This window comes from Marixanthomonas sp. SCSIO 43207 (genome assembly GCF_019904255.1).
Classification (GTDB): Bacteria; Bacteroidota; Bacteroidia; order Flavobacteriales; family Flavobacteriaceae; genus Marixanthomonas.
Genome location: NZ_CP063203.1, coordinates 1349633 through 1366368, shown reverse-complemented (window position 1 = coordinate 1366368; position 16736 = coordinate 1349633). Strand labels below are relative to the sequence as shown.

The window sequence follows — 16736 nt, the reverse complement described above, 5'->3', positions numbered from 1 at the left end:
TATATACATTCCTGAAAGATTATTATTAATCTTGTGATTTTAATTGTGATTAAATACGAGTTTACTAAATAAAAACATCCCTTTAAAGGATTAATTCTATTAAGAACTATACTTCCTCAAAAGGGACATTAAATTTGAATAAACTCCCAATTATAGGTAATTATTAATCTTTATTTTTTTTCTACATCATGAAATAGAACTCCGCCTTTTAAATCAACCGAAACTACTTGTAATTGATCAAACGAAAGGTCAATAGCACTTATAGTTGCTCTATGTTTAATGATTTCTTCCTTTAATTGTCCATTTTGTTTATTCCATTTTCTAATTGATCTATCTACGCCTGCTGTGTATATATACTTATCTGTTAATATGCCAGCTGTCAATGTTAGCTGAAAAGGAATCCTTATAAGAGTGTCTTTTTCTTTCCAGTAATATGGCCAGTCTTGGTGATAGCTTTTAAAGGAAGCAGAATCTTTATTAGCTTTATAATACTGAAAATATTTATCCTGAAAAACGAGCAAATTACCTGATTTATCAATACTTTCTAATTTTCCATTGCGGATATTTTCTTTTTTAATAGAATCTTCTTTAACATCCCAAAAAATAAATTTCTCTTTAGCATTTATTATTACATTTCCAGTATTATCAATCCCTGCAACCATATAATGTGATAAGCTGTCGGGAAGTTTAATCGAAGTCTTATTTTTTAAATCCCATATACAGTTTTTATGATTCGCTGTACTTCCCGCTAGTAACTCTCCATCTTTTGATAAGAAAATGTTAGATATCCATGTCCCTTCAATATTTAACGAATCTATTATCATTTTTTTATTGGAATCAATTACTAATATTCCTGAATTTAACGTTGAAGCATAAATATGTTGTTTTTTTTGATCATAAACTAGGCTGTATATTTCGTCGTTTAGATTAATTAAAATATTTTCTTTATTATGATCTTTTATTCGCTCTACTATTCGACCACTAAATGTTGAGGCTAATACAGTATCCCTACTTGATTTAAAGATGACATCGGTATATGATAATGGGTTAATGCCATAAAAGGACTTGCTGTGAACTTTTATATTTTGTTTACAACCATAAAAGAGTATTGAAATTATAGTTATAAAAATAATGTATATCCTATTTTTCATTTAGCTCCTTTTTTTTACCATTTTCGATTATTTCAAATTGAGTACCTTGATCTGAAGCTCCTATTGAAATTTTATTCCCATTATTACCCCAAACTACTAGGGATGCAGATCCTTGAGGCTCTGCTATGAATAAAGCACGTTGAGAATTTTTAGAATCAAGGGTTAAAAATATATTACCATAGTTATTGTCAGTTACATATCCACCTCTTTCTTGCCCTTCAGAATCGTAGAGCATAACACCCGTAACTTCAGACCCTCTCGAGAAACGATAGCCGTGCCCTTGAGGGTCAGGAAGGTTGGAGCCGATAATTACACGTTCAACACCTAATGAATCTGTCACTACAAGACCTCGTACACTAATAATTTTATCTGTAAAATCAAGATCTATATCGCGATTTATGTAGAGATTAATAACTAAAAATCCAGTAACAATAAGGTTTAAAATTAAAAGTATTTTAAAAACTGTGCTTTTCATGTTAGTAATTTGTGTATTACCGTTATAGTTAACAAAACAATAAATCAAATTTTAATACCGCTTTTTATTGTTTAAATAATTCGCTAAATAGATTTTAAGTATTCTGTGAGGTCAGCCTTTTCAGAATTACTTAAATTAAGATTTTTCTCATTATTATACCTTTCAACTACATCTGCTAGTGTTGCGGCAGAACCGTCATGGAAATACGGAGGATGTTGCCATATGCCTTTTAAGGGGGTAACACGCCATTGTTTTGTTGCAGATCTATTCACATAATCTTTGTCCACAGCAACTGATGCGCTTTGAGGATGAAGCTTCCCATTTTCAATAACATCAGTAAATAGAGGACCTGAATGACAGGTCGCACATTCAGCTTTTCCTGAGAATAGCTCTTTCCCTCTTTCTGCTGCTGCTACATTAAAAGAGCCTACTGGAGCAGTTGGAGGGGAAAGAGAAAATTGATATTCTTGTAAAGCCGGGAGTTTATCGGTTACAAGATCATCACCTTCTCTATAATCTACTTCCAAATTAAGACGTGGGTCAGAAAAATAACCATGACCATGCATTTGAGTAACAGCGACATACCTATTCCAGTAAGCCACAGGTCCGGCAGGTTCATGCTCAATATCTCCATCACCAGTGAAAATAGCTTTTGGCAACCCGTATAAACCATAGGCAGGAGGTATGACTACAGGGTTATTTATACCATCAATGCTAAATCTTGGGTCATATATACCAGGACCCCAGGATGCATAAATTTCTTTTGTCTGTTGATCTAAAGCAGGAGATAATGAGATTATTAAGCCAGGATCAAGGTCTTTATTTGGCCAGCCGTCTAGCCGACTTCCTATTCCAGGAGCAAAAGAATCATCAACTGTTGAATGGCAAAGAGCACAAGTAATTCCCATTCTATCTAATTTTAATGTACCATCAGGGTTTTCACTTACTTCTCCTTGCACACCCACAACAGCATTGAGCTGTAATAGAGCCAAAGTCGTTTGGGGGTCATCTAAATCAACTTGTCCATTTTGAATTGCTTCAACAACTGCAGGAGGTAAAGCTTCAGCATCGACTTTTAAACCAACACTCAAAGCAGTTGCCGGACTCACCGCAGTCTCAATAACCTCATTCATTTGCAAGACATCCGTCCAAAATGATTCATCCCCAAAAGTATCGTATCTAAATATTTCTTTCCCTTGTTCAACTAACTGCGGATTAAGAGGAGGTAAATTCAAGCTTCCCTCTCCAGGAGCTAATTGACCAGCATCCTCATTATCATCGTTACTACAACTATAAAAACTAAGACAAGCTAATATGGCTATCAGCAACGTAGAAGTCACAAATTTTTTTTTCATAATTAATGTTTTTAAATATATTCTTAGGTATTTTCTATTTTCTGATTCTTATTGTTCCTTTCATCGTTTTATGGAGGTCGCAGAAATAATATTCATCTTTGGTGATGACTTTACTCCAAGTTTCATTTTGACCAAATTGTTTCGAACTCCAAGTTTTGCCTTTTTCATCTGTTACATCGTGAGGATAAAAATCTTTATTTATCCAAACCACTGTATCTCCTTTTTTGACACTTAAATTAGCTGGGATAAACTTCATTCTTTTGATTTCAACTTTATGCGTTATTGGTTTGTTTTGGGCCGAACATGTTATTCCAAATCCTAAAACACCAACTACTAGCAGCAGTTTTTTTATACTAAGCGAGATTATCTTAGTTTGTTTGTACTTTATCATTATAATTGTTTTTGTACCATTTCAGCATGTTTCTGATGAGCCTCTAAAGCTGGTAAGACAGCTTTAAGTAATTCTTTTAATTCTTGATTATCGGATTCGGGGATAAGCAAGTTTTTTATTGCAGCAATTACAGCCTTATGATATTCTACTTCATTTTCAATATATAACTTATCAAATTTGTCTTTTTTTGCTTGAAGAAGTTTCTTTTTAGTTTTTTCTGCATTATTAAGAAGTGACTGACTCACTGCATTGTCTTTAGGTGTTACACTAAGCTTAGTTACGAGATTTACTGCCTGTTGAATAACAGCGTTATGGTCTGTCGTCATTCGATTTGCAAACTCAAGAATTTCTTTATTCTTTGATCTGTCCATAGCTATTTCAGCGTAGCTAATATCAATTTGATTGGCGACAACGGCCACCGAAGCTACCTCTGGGTCTGATAGCTCATTCTTTTGTTGACCATAAGAAGCTGTAAAAATTAATCCTAAGACCAACATGGTTGTTAATGATTTCATATAAGAGTTTTTTTATTATTACTACTCTTTTGATGCAAAAAAAGAACTCCGGTTACAAATAATTTTTAAGATATTTAGATATTTCTGTAATACATACTTATTCATTACCTTCTTTATTAAGACCTAACTTCACAACCTCATTTAGGAATTTCATTATAGTGAATTTTAAACAATCAATTTTAAGGAATTACCAATTGTAGGTTTTATACACAATTTCCGACATACTAATTAACCTTAAAGCATTAAAAATTGAAAATCAATTATTTACATTTTATATGCTTTTAATGTAACCCAAACTTCCTAAATGCATCTAATAAAAAAGACAAGATCATGGCTACAGAAAATCCTAACAAGAAAAAAGATGATACTCAAAACAGTTTAATACCAGATATTGTAGTAGTAAAAAGAGTTTTAGAAGGCCAAACAGATATGTTTGAGATATTAATGAGACGTCACAATGAGCTTTTATATAGAACTATACGAAGTTATATTAATATTGAGGCAGATGTAGAAGATACTCTACAGGATACTTACGTAAAAGCATTTCAAAAGTTATATCAATTTAAAAATGAAGCTTTATTTTCGACCTGGTTAATAAGAATAGGGATTAATGAAGCTTTACAACGAAAACGAAAATCCAAAAAACATGAAACAGTGGATATCACCACGGAAAATGGCACATTACAAATTGCTGACTTGTCTTTTATGAACCCAGAGAACAAATCGATTTATAAAGACTCTAAATCCTTTATTGAAAAAGCTGTTGATGCACTACCTCATAAATACAAGATAGTATATATGCTTAAGGAAGTTGAAGGAATGGAAATTTCGGAAATTTCTCAAGGTTTAGATCTTACAAAAAGTAATGTAAAAGTAAGGCTTCATAGAGCGAGAAATATGATGAAAGATTATATTCTGCACGCTACGGATACTCGGGATATTTTTGAATTTGGAAATTCTAAATGCGATAGGGTTGTAGAAAATGTAATGTACCGAATACGAGACTTAAAAGTTAATAAATAAGACCTTCTTTTATTCTTTATTTTTGGATTAGATTTTTTTGTGAGCTTGGCTATTACTTTGCAAGGATAATATAATTTTCATATTCTTACTCAACATTTTATAATCATAAGATATTCATTCTTTAAGATCAAGTCGTCATCGTTTTTTACAACCTCGTATATATTCATTTTTTTTAAAACGTATATAGAGTAATGTGAGGCTGTAAAATTGTATTTAATCTATAGTTTTTTACCAAAAATTAACACAAGCTATTGCAATTTTTTCATTTTGTCAGGGGTTTTCTAATTAATCAATCGACAACAACCTAATATTTAATAATTCGTGGAGCTATTTAAATAGCTCCACGAATTATTAAACTCAAAAAATTATTTATTTAATTTTTTACAAAGCGTTTTATAAAACTTTCTCCATTTACATTTTCAATAGAAATAAAATAAATACCACTTTCTAAATGCTCAACCCTAATTTGATTTTCTGTCAGATTAGCCATTACTTGTTGACCAATAGAGTTATAAATAGTAATTGACGCAACTTGATTTCCGTTTTCTTCAACATTAATAATATCTTGTACTGGATTAGGGTACACAATAAATGTGTTTGTATTTTGAAAGGAGTTTGAAACCTCTAGAGAGGTTAGGTCTATTGTATGTTTGGTAAGGCCGAGATCAAGCGTTGCCATATAAACATCCACACTATTTTCATGAAATTTATAACTCATACTTAGAGCTCCAGTATGATTAATAGCCTCTAATGGGACTTCCTCCCATGAAGACCCTCCATCGGTAGTATAAATTATTTGTGCATCTACTGCCTCACCAAATAAAGGTTGTCTGGTCATTTTAGATGCTACAGCATCCTTTTCACTATATTCAGAATATGCAATTTTTTTTATATAAGCTCCCTGATAGGTTTGTAACCAATTTTCACCTTGATCAATTGTCTTATATATCCCGGTTTCTGTTGCGATGGTGTATTCATTTGAATTAAATGGACTTCTTGCAATGTCATATATCGTATTATTTTCCGGAAGTCCGTTACTTTTTTCTATCCAAGATACTCCATAATCTTCAGAATAATGCACTTTAGATCCCGATGCAACAAAAAGAGAATTTGGGTTCTCTTCATCGAAATAAACGTCCCTTATCGGATTAGCGTCAGGAAGAATAACATTTGTTTGGATAACATTATTTATATCGGTGAAATCTAAAATTACTGTACCTCCATTTAAAAACGATGCCCAAACTATATTCGGATTTATAGGATCTTGATTTATACTTCTTATATCATCGAAGAAATTTGTATACAGCACATCGTAATTTCTACCAAAATCATTACTAACACTCAAATTTGATCCTAAAAAAGATGATTTATACTTGTAAATTCGTCCTACCATTGATTTATGAATATGATAAAAAGCTGGGGCATCATTGCTAAAAACATCTAGGGATACAATATCGGTTGCTTCAATTTCGTTGGTTAACAGGTTCTTCCGAACTAAACCTTGCTGTGCACCGTAATACAAATGCATTTCTGAATCATCTTCCTGAACCTCTGTAAAATTTGAGGGAAAAAAAGGATTAAAAAATTGATTAAAACTGGCACCATAATCCGAGGATAATAGTGGATAAAAGTTACTGTTGATAAAAACTTCTCCTTGTTGGAAAGGATTGAAAGAAGCGTTTAATCCATAATAGTATCCATCTGGAGAACCAATTGGATGTACGTATTTATCAAAAGTTTGCCAATCATCCTGTGTTACTACTATTTCGTTTTCTTCCAATACTATCATTGTAGCAGGGTCTTGAGGATTAATAACAATAGTAACAATATTATCGAGTATACCGTTTTCCCAAGTAATTGGAAGTATACTCCAGGTATCTCCACCATCAACAGATCTATATAAATTTTCTGAATGACTCCCATCACGTCGGCCTATACCAGTTCCTAAAAAAATTGTATCGCTGTCTTGCGGGTGAAAAATGATAGGGTCGAATGTAATTCCCGGCATTTTTTCTATCCAAGTTTGTCCAGCATCATTTGATTCTAATAAACCTCCATAAGTTTCATTAGGACTTTGTCCGCGGGCGATGAATAGGTTTTGAGGATTAGTCGGGTTAATTGCCACACTATTTACGGCCACAGAATTATAATTATCAGCTAAGTATATTTCTGACCAATTGATACCACTATCATTAGTATAATATACTATTTTACTACCCACTCCAGAGACTCTATATTCCAAACTCAACATAGCTATAGATGGATCTTGTTTATAAACCGAATATGAATTCATAAAAATGTTTTCGGCATTTAGAGGAATCGGTACAACGTATTTTATGACATCACCACTTTCAATATCTAAAAGATAAAGACCATTGTCTTCAATATTCGTAGGAGATTCTACCATAAACCCAAGGGTACCCTCAAGAACGTAATTCAAACTTTTAAATAAATTAGAATTTCCAGGCTGGCTAAATATAATTTCCCAAGTTTCCCCCTTATCATTTGATTGAAGAATATGATTCATTTGGCTAAGTGCATAAACTCTGTTTTCTATCGTAGGATCAAACGTAATATCATATATCCTACCATAATTACCAATACTTTCCAAGCTAATTTGTGATTCGACTGTTATGCTACAAAATAGAATTGCAAGCAACGTTACAAGTTTTGTAATATTTTTCATAATATTTAAATTTAAGTTTGGGGCAAAAGAAATTAATAAGACTAGGTAGGTAGAAATATTAAACCCTAAAAAATGTGACATTTTTATTGAAAAAATGTGACTACCATCTTAAATGCTTGATATATAATTGTATAAATTAGAGCTGTTATTTAAGTTCATCTTTTTAGAAATACGTTCTTTACGTTTTCTGCAAGCTTCGTAAGTAATGTTAAAAACAGAAGCTATTTCTTTATTTGATAATTTCATATATATATAGCTGATAAATCGGAGGTCATTCACATTTAAGTTAGGATGCTTCTTTTTGATGGTGGTAATAAATCCGTGATTCACTTCTTCAAAATGATCAATGAAATTTCTCCACTCTTTCTCAGAATCTAACAAACCTTTTAATTTTGTGATGTAAGTATCTATGCTTTCATTTTTTTTCAATGTATTTTTTTGTTGTTCTAAATCATCAATAATTGATTGGAGTAATTCATTTCGCTGGATTAAATGAAGTGCCTTTGCAATAAGTTTTCTATTACGAGAAGCTATTTCATTTTTAAGACGCTCTCGTTCCAATAATGTTTTTGTTTCCGCTTCACTTATTCTTTCTTTCAATAAAAGTTTTTCATTTTTTTCTTTTTCAAGTTCTAATGCCATAACTTCTTCGTTTCTTGCATTAATAATTTTTCTTTGTTTGCTTTGAATATATGTATTACGTAATGCTACAGCAATTAATAGAATTATGAGGGTGGCTGTTACTAAAAGTACAAGAAAGGTCTTTTTGGTTGCTTCCATTTTCTTTTTGTTATTATATATCTCATTTTGGTAGTTTTGGATATCAAACTTAACTTGATTCGTTTCAAAGTGCCGATCATTCTTAACTTCATTCCACCTATTCGAAACAAACAATACCGAGTCTTTCATATTAAGAGCAAGCTGGAGTTTACCTGTTTTGCTATATATTTTTGACAACTGTTTAAATGCTTCTAAACGAGTTTCAACATTATTTGACTTCTCCAGAGTCGCATATGCATGCTCCGCAGCTAAAGACATATTATTTTGACTATAGGCTATTCTTGATAACAAAAGAAGCACATCAGTTATCAAATTCCCCTTTCTTTCATTTTTTAAGTCAGGTAAAAGTGAGAGTAACCTTCGTTTTGCATCTTCGTACTCCCCTGAAAAGAACAAATTTTCTGAGAATCCGATAATAGCTTGTTGTTTAATATTTTTATCTCCTTCGATTAAGGGGATTGCCTCTTGAAAATAAGATTTAGCTTCGTTTAGATTGCCAAGCCTGTTGGCTACAAGACCGAGATTTACAGCATATAAACCTCTCTTAGTATTTTCTTTATTTTTAATTGCAATTGAATGGGCTTTTTTAAAATATTCATAGGATTTATCGAATTTTTTTTCCTTAGAATACAAAATTGCAATGTTATTTAATACGACCATTTCATACTTGCTATGGAGATCTCTAATAGCAATAGTATAAGCTTCTAAATAATTATCTAGTGCTTCACCATAATCAAACAAAGAATAATAATTTGCTCCAATATTATTAATGGCTAAAAACTGCTGTTTTCTCCATTTATTTTCCTTTGCAAATGATTCAGCTTCTAAGAGAAGTTCAAGAGATTGTGCATGTTGACCTTCTTCTAGAAGTCTTACTCCTTCTTTTATCAGATTATCACATAACAACATATTTTTATTCTGCCCAAAGACTATTCCAGTGGCAGCCATTAAGCATAGAAGCATTAGTTGTTTTTTAAACATATATTTTTATTTATTGGTTACAAAGAGATTTTACGCACGTCAAATTTGTATTGAAGAAAATTATTCAAATTAGTAACCTCTAATTTTAAATCCTTACACAGTTTATAATTTTAAATAATGCTTATAGGATTTGCCGTGTTTACACCCAAAACAACTAGGCAACTCAATAAAACCCAAAACTTTTCTATTTAGTTTGAATGAAATGATTCAGTGAATTATATTCTTAGCAGCAAGAATTTCAACTTACATATAATGCATATAAAATATCACTTTCAAATATTGTGTATAGTATTGAGTAAACTTATTCGTATTAAAGAGATATTAAAATAAATTGTAACCAAACTTCTTTTTTTTAATCAAATAAATAGATGAGTTGTATTTCAAGCATAAAGCAAAATAATTCTAACTGGAACTATTGAATTATACTCTAAATTAAAAATGAGTATACGAAACAATTGATTGTTTTAAAATGAATTCAAAATGAAAAAATATTTGATTCTAACGATAATAGTTCTAATAACTGTTTTTGGATATAATTTTTTGTACAGAGGCCAAAAAAACCATCAAAATGAAAAGGCAAGATATTCATTATCAGCGCAACAAATTTATTCGGAATTCACTACAAATCCGGCTTTTGCCGAACAAAAGTATTATAATAATATAATAGAAATTTCTGGACTTGTTTCAGAAATCAATAGAACTGAAATCACAATAGAAAATAAAGTATTCTGTCAGTTTATGGATGAGATTGTCCAAAAAGAAGTACTTAGAAATTCAAAAATCATCATCAAAGGGCGATTTATAGGATATGATGATTTACTGGAGCAAGTGAAACTTGATCAATGTATTATTAATTAATTTAAATACTTAACTATGAAAACGAAATTATTATTCCTAGTCTTTTTAGGCTTTTTAACTGCTAATGCACAAAATACATATAACTTAGATTGGCGAATGGGCATTGGCAGCAATGTAGAGCTAACAATTGATCAAGGAGACACCGTAGTTTGGACGTGGGGTGATAGCGCACCTCATACTGTGGAAAATGAAACCGGAAATTCTGTCGAAACTTTTAATAGTGGTGTCATTTCCGGAATGGGGGAAACCTACTCCTATACTTTTACCGAAGTTGGCGATAACGCATATTTTTGTGGTGTTCATGGAGCAGCTACAATGTCTGGAGTTATTACCGTTAGAGAGGCCTTGGATATAAAAGAAAATAGCTTAAACTCTATAAGCATATACCCTAATCCAGTTAAAACATCTATAAACTTAATAATCCCTGAAAATGTTGATTCTGGATATATAAAAATATACGATATACTAGGAAAGCAAGTTTTTTCGAAAAAATTTAAATCGAACACTAATGTTTCAATAAATATTGCGAATTGGAGTTCGGGAAGTTATTTCTTGAAAGTTGTTTCAGGTGAAAACTCACTAACTGAGAAGTTCGTTAAAAACTGATTCTTTTGAAAAGATTTTTACTGCTAATTTTGTGGATGCCGCTTTTTGTCTCTGCACAAGAAGATCTCCTCACCGAAATTGACACCGATTCGATAACATATAGCGGTGCTACCGCTGTGTTTAAGGGTCTTAAAATTGTAAATTTTGAATCCACAAAATTAGTAGCTAAAAAAGAACTCAACCTAGTAATTTCACATAGATTTGGAAGTGTTGAAAATGGTTTTGACAGCTTTTTCGGGCTAGATGACGCAGTAACCAGAATAAATTTTATTTATGGAATTTCAAGTGGCTGGAATATTGGAATTTCACGTAGTTCATATCAAAAAATTTATGAAGGTTCCCTCAAGTACAGGCTGATAAGACAAGAAAAAAATAAATTCCCTTTTAATATTGTTGGATATAACACTGTGATGATTAATACAGGTTTAGACAAAAATAATCTTGCAAAATTGAAATTTAATCATCGATTGTCTTACACAACCCAAATCTTAATTTCACGAAAAATAAATTCCAGTTTATCCTTGGAAATAATACCCACCTATTTTCATGATAATTATGTTATGATTAAAGAACAAAGCAACTCTCAATTTGCAGTTGGAATAGGAGGGCGTTATAAATTGGGAAAACGATGGTCATTAAACATGGACTACGGTATTCATTTAAATCGTACCAGCACTTCGTCTTTTAAAAATCCATTATCTGTTGGTATCGATCTTGAAACAGGAGGTCATGTTTTTCAAATGCATTTTACCAATGCGCAATCTATGAATACAAATGGGTTTTTGGGACAAGCCACCGGAAATTGGACTGATGGGGATATCTATTTCGGTTTTAATTTGAGCAGAAATTTTTAATTGATTGGTTATGAAAAATGGAATAGTACAATTAACGTTGATAGGTTTAACAATACTGTTATTTGGTTGTACTACTGTAAGTCAAGACGACTTAATTGTTTCATCGCCAATACTTGAGGTCGTAACTTATAATAAGAATATAGAACCAATAATACACAATAATTGTATTATTTGTCACTCTAATCCACCAGAAAACGGTGCGCCAATGCCATTAATGAATTATGAAAATGTAAAAGAGGCAATTCAAAATAGAAACCTTCTCAGCCGTATTTCTAGTGAAGACCCCGCACTTTTAATGCCACCTGGGGGACCTAAATTACCACAAAATTTGGTTGAGTTGATCGTTAAGTGGAAAGAAGGAGGACTAATTAAAGAATAGTTATCTATGAAAGATATAGTCATTGTCATTTTATTTTTCAGCACCTTCGCAATGGGGCAAAATAAATTTATAACTAGAACCGGAACGATAAATTTTGAGGCCTCTGTACCCTCTTTTGAAGAAGTAGCAGCAACAAACAAATCAGCAACTGTAATCGTTAATACTGAGAATGGTGAGCTAGCGGCTCTTGTGTTGGTTAAAGCATTTCGATTTAAAAATGCTTTAATGGAGGAGCACTTCAATGAGAGTTATGCTGAGTCTGACAAGTTTCCGAAAGCAACTTTTAGAGGAAAATTACTTGATTTTTCTTTTGAAAAACTTAGTAATGAAACTGATTATCTCATTTCAGGTAAACTTGAATTCCATAATGTGACTAAATGCATTGAAAATATTCCTGTGAGATTAATTTATAAATCAAATAAAATTAATTTATCTGGAACTATCACTGTTCAATCTGCCGATTTTAATATCATAATACCAAGTATTTTACAAAAAAAAGTTTCCGATAAAATTGAGATAAGCTTCAGTTTTGTACTTCTCAAGCAATAATTTCAATGCAAAAAGCAATCACCATATTACTGCTTATTTGTTTGCATTCACAGCCTATTACTAATGCATGTATTATGGCCGATTATCTCGTAAATCAAGACTATATAAAGGAGTACTTATGTATCAATAAAAACAGATCAAATTTACAATGTAACGGTAAATGTTATTTAACCAAACAGTTAAAAGAAAACGAACCTATGAAAGGGACAGACCCCTTGTTTTCATTCTTGAAAATTACTAAGATTAATTATGCAGATATCTCAAATATATTATCCCAAGACGTATTGACTCTTATAGCTTCTATTTTTAAAAAGCAATACTTTATTTATTCCGATAGTAATTATACTCAAGTGACCCCAAAAATTTTCCATCCCCCTCGCGTTTAATTTTATTTATCAGTGAAAATAAAATAGGGTTTTGAACCCTTTTTAACTTAAAATGCCTTCGGGCTAACTATAAAAACTAAATAATGAAATTAATTATATGGATATCCCTTTGGGTATATATAGGTGTGCAAACTTCTTTTGCGCAAAATTTAAAAGGAACGGTCACAAATGAAAATGGTGAACCTCTCAACAATGTAAACATTTCAATTCTTAATACAAATAATGGAACAACAACGAATGAGCAAGGATACTTTGAATTCGACCTTTTAAAAGGAAATTATGATTTGTACATTTCTTTTATTGGTTACAAACCTCAAACTCTAACGACAAAAGTTAAGAGTACAATCATCGATATCGACATTCAACTCGAACCTGATTTTTCGATATTGAATGAAGTAGTTGTTTCCGCAAGTCGAGAAGAACAACTTAGGTCTGAAATTCCCGCAGCTATAGGTATTATTAATAAACAGACTATTAAAGAAACAAAAGCCTTTGGCATCGACCAATTGGTAAATCAAGTATCAGGTGTATTTATGTCTACCTCGCGCGCGGCGAGTAACGAACAACATTTTATGGCTGTACGTTCACCTATTTCAACAAGAGCGCTTTTTCTCTATCTGGAAGATGGTCTTCAAATTAGACCCACATCCGTCTTTAATCACAATGCTTTGCTTGAAATGAACGATATTTCATATAAGAGAATTGAAGTACTCAAAGGGCCTGCATCAAGTATTTATGGGAGTGAAGCTATAGGTGGTAGTTTCAACTTTATAACAAAATCGGCGACACCAGAGCTTACTGCAACTTTAGGATATCAAGTCAATGACATCGGTTTAAGTCGATACGAGATTGAAATTTCGAATAAAACCAGCGAAAAATTTGGTCTTTATTTAGGTTCACATTTTGTGAACCGGACCGATGGCCCCATTGAACATAGTGATTATGAAAAGTTCGCGGTGACTTTTAAAACGGTTTATGATATTTCGGATAGATTAAACTGGACAAATGTATTTGACCTTATTGATTATCGCTCAGATATGACCGGTTCACTTACGGAAGACGATTATTTCAATGGAAACTTTGAAAGTGACCAAACGTTTACCGAGAGAGATGTACTTTCATTTAGAATGCGCAGTACACTAACCGCAAAATGGAACGACCATCAAAAAACCACAATCAATACTCTTTTTCGAAATAACAAAATTGATCAAAACCCATCCTATCGCATTCGTCAATTTCGAGAAATGGGACAATTAACAGGTTTGGGGTTAGGTGAGATAAATTCTAATCAATTTAATAGTTATATGGCTTTGGTACAACATAGGTTAAGATTTAATTTCAAAAACTCATCACTTATTGTTGGAGGTACCATAGATTATTCACCTCAGGATTATGTGGCCGAAAATATAGATGTTATAGTTGATACGAAAACAGGTCGAAATATTGATTTCAGTATACGCGATAATGATTTTATACTAAACTATAAAGCTGATATCCTGAACTACGCAGGATTCTTTCAATATGAAATCGAACCTTTGGAGCATTTTAGGATTACTGCCGCATTGCGCTATGATGCATTTAAGTATGATTATCAAAATCGTTCTGAACATTTAGGTGTACCCTCATCTAAAGACACTTATAATAATTGGGCGCCAAAATTAGGAGTTAATTATAATTTTGAAAACGATAACGGTTTATATGCGAACTATTCACGTGGTTTTAAACCGCCACAAGTATCCACATTGTATCGCAATAGAAATGGGCTTATAGATATAAAGCCAAGTATCTATGACAACTACGAAATTGGAGGTTATTTTAGATTCAGTGACAAATGGAAGTTGGATGCTGCCGTTTATTTATTAGAAGGAAAGAATACGCTAATCACGCTACGTGATGAGCAAGATAACTTTTTCAACACAAATGCTGGTAAAACAAGATCCTATGGCATAGAGTATGGTATCACTTATTTCCCATTTAAAAAAATGTCAATCTCACATAATGGCAGTTACGCCATCCATCGCTATGTCCAGTTTTTTGATGCCGGTGTAGAATATTCGAATACTGATAGGGAATCTGCACCCAACTTATTGGGTACTTCATTGATAACATACAGACCGTTCAAGGATTTCAGTATTGCCACGGAGTATGAGCTGGTAGGCAAGTATAATACCAGTTTTGAAAACCAGGTAATTAATGATACAGAAATTAGGAAAACGGCAACCTATGATGGGCATAACATTTTTAATATTAGAGCAATCTACAGATATGGAAAAATAGAAGTTTGGGCACATTTACTCAATGTTTTTGACAAACTCTATGCAACAGAAGCATCCTATAACCAATTTAGGCAAGGAAATAATTATATCATTGGTAACCCTCGTGCTTTTCATTTAGGAGTGCGATTGCACTTGTAAAAAAGGAACATATTAAAAACTACTTATCAGTGAAAATGTAGGTGTAAAACTTTTAAAAAATGAAAAACAAAAAATTAAATCAATGGCTATGGAAATGGCATGTAATCGCAGGTCTTATTTCAGCGCCTTTCATCGTGTTGTTGGCAATAACTGGGGGCATATATTTGTTTAAAGATACTTATGAAAAAGGAAGGAAAGACAACGTAGTAAAGGTAATACCTTCAAATAATATTCATTCTTATGAAGAACAGCGAAACGTTGCGGATTCAATTTTAGGAAAACCACATTCAGCAATGATACTCTCTTTCAAAGATTCGCTTGCTACACAATTTATATCAGGAAGTTTTGGGCATAAAAACAGTGTGTATGTAAATCCATATACAAACAAAATTATAGATATAATAGCAGACACCGATGGTGCTATGTATAATATTAGAAAATTGCATGGTGAACTTTTGCTGGGTACAGCGGGTACTCTAATTGTAGAACTTATTGCAAGTTGGATAATGGTACTTTTAATTACGGGAGTTTTTGTGTGGTGGCCGATGAGAAATTGGCGACTACAAGGTTTTTTTGTACCCAGGCTCAATATGGGAAAACAAGTGTTATTCCGTGATCTACACGCTATTATAGCATTTTGGATTTCCACTCTGTTAATACTGGTTTTAGCTGGAGCCTTTCCATGGACGGAGGTCGTGGGTTCTAATTTTAAAAAAGTACAAGAAATAACCAATACGGGATTCCCTAAATCATGGATGGGAGTTGGACTTTCAGAACCATCAAAACAAGATCCAATTCCATTAGATGAAATTGTTTCAAAGGCGAGTACATTAGACTTACCAGGTGAGGTACAAATTGACTTTCCAAAAGGTCCTGCTGGAGTTTATACCGTTGGCAACACCTATTATCCTGATTTGAGCTCACAGGAAAAATTCCATTATAATCAATATTCAGGCGAATTGGTATTGCATCAAAAATGGGCGGATGTCGGTATTCTTATGCGAGCTCGTATGTGGTTTATGGCATTTCATCAAGGTCAATTTGGTGCTTGGAATTGGTGGCTAATGCTATTTATTGCTATTTTTCTTGCGTTATCGAGTGCAGCTGCCATTCTATCGTATTTTTCTAAAAAACCAAAAAACAAATGGATTGTGCCCAAAGTACCGAGAAATTTTCACATTTCTAATGGTGTAATACTCATCATAATACTGCTAAGTTTGCTTTTTCCCTTATTCGGGATTTCCGCACTGATAATTTATGTTTTAGAAAAAAAATTAATAGCGAAAAGCTAATTTTGATGAAAATAATAAAAAGTGGCCTTCACAATTACAAT

Annotated in this window: 15 protein-coding genes; 8 read left to right on the top strand and 7 right to left on the bottom strand. The window is 32.4% G+C overall.

Annotation, left to right across the window (positions count from 1 at the left end; translation table 11 throughout):
• Positions 1-170: 170 nt before the first annotated feature.
• The 5 genes from INR76_RS06470 to INR76_RS06450 form a co-directional block, all read right to left on the bottom strand.
• Positions 171-1151, bottom strand: a complete 981-nt coding sequence (locus INR76_RS06470) for a hypothetical protein (RefSeq protein WP_223109840.1) — start codon at positions 1149-1151, stop codon at positions 171-173.
• Positions 1141-1626, bottom strand: coding sequence for a hypothetical protein (locus INR76_RS06465; RefSeq protein ID WP_223109839.1), 486 nt, complete (start codon positions 1624-1626; stop codon positions 1141-1143). The genes INR76_RS06470 and INR76_RS06465 overlap by 11 nt, the downstream gene beginning before the upstream one ends.
• A gap of 83 nt (positions 1627-1709) precedes the next feature.
• Positions 1710-2981, bottom strand: a complete 1272-nt coding sequence (locus INR76_RS06460; RefSeq protein WP_223109838.1) for a c-type cytochrome — start codon at positions 2979-2981, stop codon at positions 1710-1712.
• 34 nt (positions 2982-3015) lie between these two features.
• On the bottom strand, positions 3016-3372 hold the full coding sequence (locus tag INR76_RS06455) for a plastocyanin/azurin family copper-binding protein (protein WP_223109837.1): 357 nt from the start codon (positions 3370-3372) through the stop codon (positions 3016-3018).
• A complete protein-coding gene (locus tag INR76_RS06450; protein WP_223109836.1) occupies positions 3372-3887 on the bottom strand; it encodes a DUF4142 domain-containing protein in 516 nt (171 codons plus the stop codon). Before INR76_RS06450 ends, INR76_RS06455 begins: the two co-directional genes overlap by 1 nt.
• Positions 3888-4217: 330 nt before the next feature.
• On the opposite strand from INR76_RS06450, the gene INR76_RS06445 reads away from it, so the two are divergent.
• On the top strand, positions 4218-4910 hold the full coding sequence (locus INR76_RS06445; RefSeq protein WP_223109835.1) for an RNA polymerase sigma factor: 693 nt from the start codon (positions 4218-4220) through the stop codon (positions 4908-4910).
• Between the two features lie 373 nt (positions 4911-5283).
• Here INR76_RS06445 and INR76_RS06440 read toward each other — a convergent pair whose 3' ends face one another.
• Positions 5284-7350: a T9SS type A sorting domain-containing protein gene (locus INR76_RS06440; RefSeq protein ID WP_223109834.1), complete on the bottom strand. Its 2067-nt coding sequence runs from the start codon at positions 7348-7350 to the stop codon at positions 5284-5286.
• Positions 7351-7704: 354 nt separating this feature from the next.
• Positions 7705-9357 carry a tetratricopeptide repeat protein gene (locus tag INR76_RS06435; protein ID WP_223109833.1) on the bottom strand — a complete coding sequence of 551 codons (1653 nt, stop codon included), beginning with the start codon at positions 9355-9357 and terminating at the stop codon, positions 7705-7707.
• A gap of 480 nt (positions 9358-9837) precedes the next feature.
• On the opposite strand from INR76_RS06435, the gene INR76_RS06430 reads away from it, so the two are divergent.
• The 7 genes from INR76_RS06430 (at position 9838) to INR76_RS06400 (ending at position 16695) form a co-directional block, all read left to right on the top strand.
• Positions 9838-10215 carry an OB-fold putative lipoprotein gene (locus tag INR76_RS06430; RefSeq protein ID WP_223109832.1) on the top strand — a complete coding sequence of 126 codons (378 nt, stop codon included), beginning with the start codon at positions 9838-9840 and terminating at the stop codon, positions 10213-10215.
• Between the two features lie 15 nt (positions 10216-10230).
• On the top strand, positions 10231-10821 hold the full coding sequence (locus INR76_RS06425) for a T9SS type A sorting domain-containing protein (RefSeq protein ID WP_223109831.1): 591 nt from the start codon (positions 10231-10233) through the stop codon (positions 10819-10821).
• A 5-nt stretch (positions 10822-10826) separates the two neighbouring features.
• Positions 10827-11675, top strand: a complete 849-nt coding sequence (locus INR76_RS06420) for a DUF5777 family beta-barrel protein (protein WP_223109830.1) — start codon at positions 10827-10829, stop codon at positions 11673-11675.
• A 10-nt stretch (positions 11676-11685) separates the two neighbouring features.
• Positions 11686-12054, top strand: coding sequence for a hypothetical protein (locus INR76_RS06415; RefSeq protein ID WP_223109829.1), 369 nt, complete (start codon positions 11686-11688; stop codon positions 12052-12054).
• A gap of 6 nt (positions 12055-12060) precedes the next feature.
• Positions 12061-12603: a YceI family protein gene (locus INR76_RS06410; protein ID WP_223109828.1), complete on the top strand. Its 543-nt coding sequence runs from the start codon at positions 12061-12063 to the stop codon at positions 12601-12603.
• A gap of 469 nt (positions 12604-13072) precedes the next feature.
• Complete coding sequence (locus tag INR76_RS06405; RefSeq protein WP_223109827.1) at positions 13073-15403, top strand: TonB-dependent receptor; 2331 nt, start codon at positions 13073-13075, stop codon at positions 15401-15403.
• A 59-nt stretch (positions 15404-15462) separates the two neighbouring features.
• Positions 15463-16695 carry a PepSY domain-containing protein gene (locus INR76_RS06400; RefSeq protein WP_223109826.1) on the top strand — a complete coding sequence of 411 codons (1233 nt, stop codon included), beginning with the start codon at positions 15463-15465 and terminating at the stop codon, positions 16693-16695.
• Positions 16696-16736 lie beyond the last annotated feature (41 nt).

Bases quoted from the DNA above. Each gene is read 5' to 3' on its own strand.
- INR76_RS06470 (WP_223109840.1), bottom strand. From the start codon at position 1,151: ATGAAAAATAGGATATACATTATTTTTATAACTATAATTTCAATACTC.
- INR76_RS06465 (WP_223109839.1), bottom strand. From the start codon at position 1,626: ATGAAAAGCACAGTTTTTAAAATACTTTTAATTTTAAACCTTATTGTT.
- INR76_RS06460 (WP_223109838.1), bottom strand. From the start codon at position 2,981: ATGAAAAAAAAATTTGTGACTTCTACGTTGCTGATAGCCATATTAGCT.
- INR76_RS06455 (WP_223109837.1), bottom strand. From the start codon at position 3,372: ATGATAAAGTACAAACAAACTAAGATAATCTCGCTTAGTATAAAAAAA.
- INR76_RS06450 (WP_223109836.1), bottom strand. From the start codon at position 3,887: ATGAAATCATTAACAACCATGTTGGTCTTAGGATTAATTTTTACAGCT.
- INR76_RS06445 (WP_223109835.1), top strand. From the start codon at position 4,218: ATGGCTACAGAAAATCCTAACAAGAAAAAAGATGATACTCAAAACAGT.
- INR76_RS06435 (WP_223109833.1), bottom strand. From the start codon at position 9,357: ATGTTTAAAAAACAACTAATGCTTCTATGCTTAATGGCTGCCACTGGA.
- INR76_RS06430 (WP_223109832.1), top strand. From the start codon at position 9,838: ATGAAAAAATATTTGATTCTAACGATAATAGTTCTAATAACTGTTTTT.
- INR76_RS06425 (WP_223109831.1), top strand. From the start codon at position 10,231: ATGAAAACGAAATTATTATTCCTAGTCTTTTTAGGCTTTTTAACTGCT.
- INR76_RS06415 (WP_223109829.1), top strand. From the start codon at position 11,686: ATGAAAAATGGAATAGTACAATTAACGTTGATAGGTTTAACAATACTG.
- INR76_RS06410 (WP_223109828.1), top strand. From the start codon at position 12,061: ATGAAAGATATAGTCATTGTCATTTTATTTTTCAGCACCTTCGCAATG.
- INR76_RS06405 (WP_223109827.1), top strand. From the start codon at position 13,073: ATGAAATTAATTATATGGATATCCCTTTGGGTATATATAGGTGTGCAA.
- INR76_RS06400 (WP_223109826.1), top strand. From the start codon at position 15,463: ATGAAAAACAAAAAATTAAATCAATGGCTATGGAAATGGCATGTAATC.